Origin of the sequence: Ascidiimonas meishanensis, from assembly GCF_037782385.1 — a bacterium.
In the GTDB taxonomy this organism is placed as follows: domain Bacteria; phylum Bacteroidota; class Bacteroidia; order Flavobacteriales; family Flavobacteriaceae; genus Ascidiimonas; species Ascidiimonas meishanensis.
Genome location: NZ_JBBEXD010000035.1, coordinates 1 through 1,717 on the forward strand (window position 1 = coordinate 1; position 1,717 = coordinate 1,717).

Sequence of the window (1,717 nt, forward strand, 5' to 3'; positions counted from 1 at the left end):
TTTAAGGCTTAGATTTTTTAAAAAGCGGGAAGTCAAAGTCTTTTCGATTGCATCGTGCAAATTCGTATTTGCAAACGTAGCTAACGTACTAAAGACTTTGGTTAAGATATCGAAAAAAAATGATAAAGTCAAGAACTGCTTTTTTCTTCCCGAACCGCTTTGTGCTAAAAATAGGCCCGCGAGCAGGGTTTGATTTTAACGCTCTACTTCATTGCCAGCTACGTACCTTATCAGGGATAAAGGCCCATAGCCGCCACTGATCCCTCCATCAAGTGTTGGCTCTTCATGATTTGCGCGGCCTGTTGAAACTCCGTTAGTTTACCCCACTGTAAGAAAGGGGAAAATTCCTTACATTTGGGTAGAACAACTAAACTTAACACTATGTAAAAAAGCATTAAAACGCTTTTTACACTTTACGTTGCCACCAATTAAAGAAATGACCACAAAAGAAATTTACGAAAAAGCGAATAACGTTGTCGGAATTGAAGGAATGACAGGAAATGAACGTCTTTGGGAAAGTGGTTTAATGGATGAATTTGACAAAGCCAAAAAGTCGGACAAATACAAAGCTCGAACAATACTACAAGCATTAAAATTTGACGAACTTTCAATTGGCAGAATAGTTGGATTCTCAATGGACTCTCTGAAATATCCAAATGCTTGGGATTTTCCGAATGAAAACTCAAACGGACAAGAAAATGAAAATAAAGCCACGTTGGAATATTCTAATCTTAACGAAGTTGGAATGGGTGCTCCATTGAGTGGAAAATGTAAAGTAAAATTTAATGACAATAAGGAGATTTTGATTTCCGAAAATTGTGGCGGACCAGCAATCTGGACTCGAAACGGACAAAAAGTCGCAATACCGATTTGGGACAGGTCATTTTTTAGCGGAACATTCCAAAGAATCGGAATTGTAGACTTGAAAAACAAAACGTTGACTAAATACAAAAAGAAATTCCGAGTTTTGGATTTAAGGTCATTTAGTGGAAATAATATTGTTGGATTTGACAGTCCAATACACCGAATGAAAAAACTTGAATTTGATTATATTAACGAACCGATTGAAAAAATTATCGGAATAAAATAACTGGTGGCAACAATGGCTATAAGTAATTGCTGGTTCTCGTCTACTTCTGAAAATCCTCGCGGATTTTCAGTTTGGTGTGTACTTGCAAAGTTAAGTGCTAACCCACGCAACTACTCATAGCCGGAGACGTTAAGTTTAATTTCAAGCAGCCCATCAGACAAAACTTCACGGATGGATGCGTTAAAAAAGTAAGGATTGGCAAGTATTTTTAAGGCTTAGATTTTTTAAAAAGCGGGAAGTCAAAGTCTTTTCGATTGCATCGTGCAAATTTGGATTTGCAAACGTAGCTAACGTACTAAAGACTTTGGTTAAGGTATCGAAAAAAAATGATAAAGTCAAGAACTGCTTTTTTCTTCCCGAACCGCTTTGAGCTAAAAATAAGCCCGCGAGCAGGGTTTGATTTTAACGCTTTACTTCATTGCCAGCTACTTACCTTATCAGGGATAAAGGCCCATAGCCGCCACTGATCCCTCCATCAAGTGTTGGCTCTTCATGATTTGCGCGGCCTGTTGAAACTCCGTTAGTTTACCCCACTGTAAGAAAGGGGAAAATTCCTTACATTTGGGTAGAACAACTAAACTTAACACTATGTAAAAAAGCATTAAAACGCTTTTTACACTTTACGTT

At 37.7% G+C, this 1,717-nt stretch carries 1 protein-coding gene; it reads left to right on the forward strand.

The features are described from left to right. Positions 1-436: 436 nt before the first annotated feature. Complete coding sequence (locus WBG07_RS19290; protein WP_340203760.1) at positions 437-1,090, forward strand: hypothetical protein; 654 nt, start codon at positions 437-439, stop codon at positions 1,088-1,090. Positions 1,091-1,717: the final 627 nt, after the last annotated feature.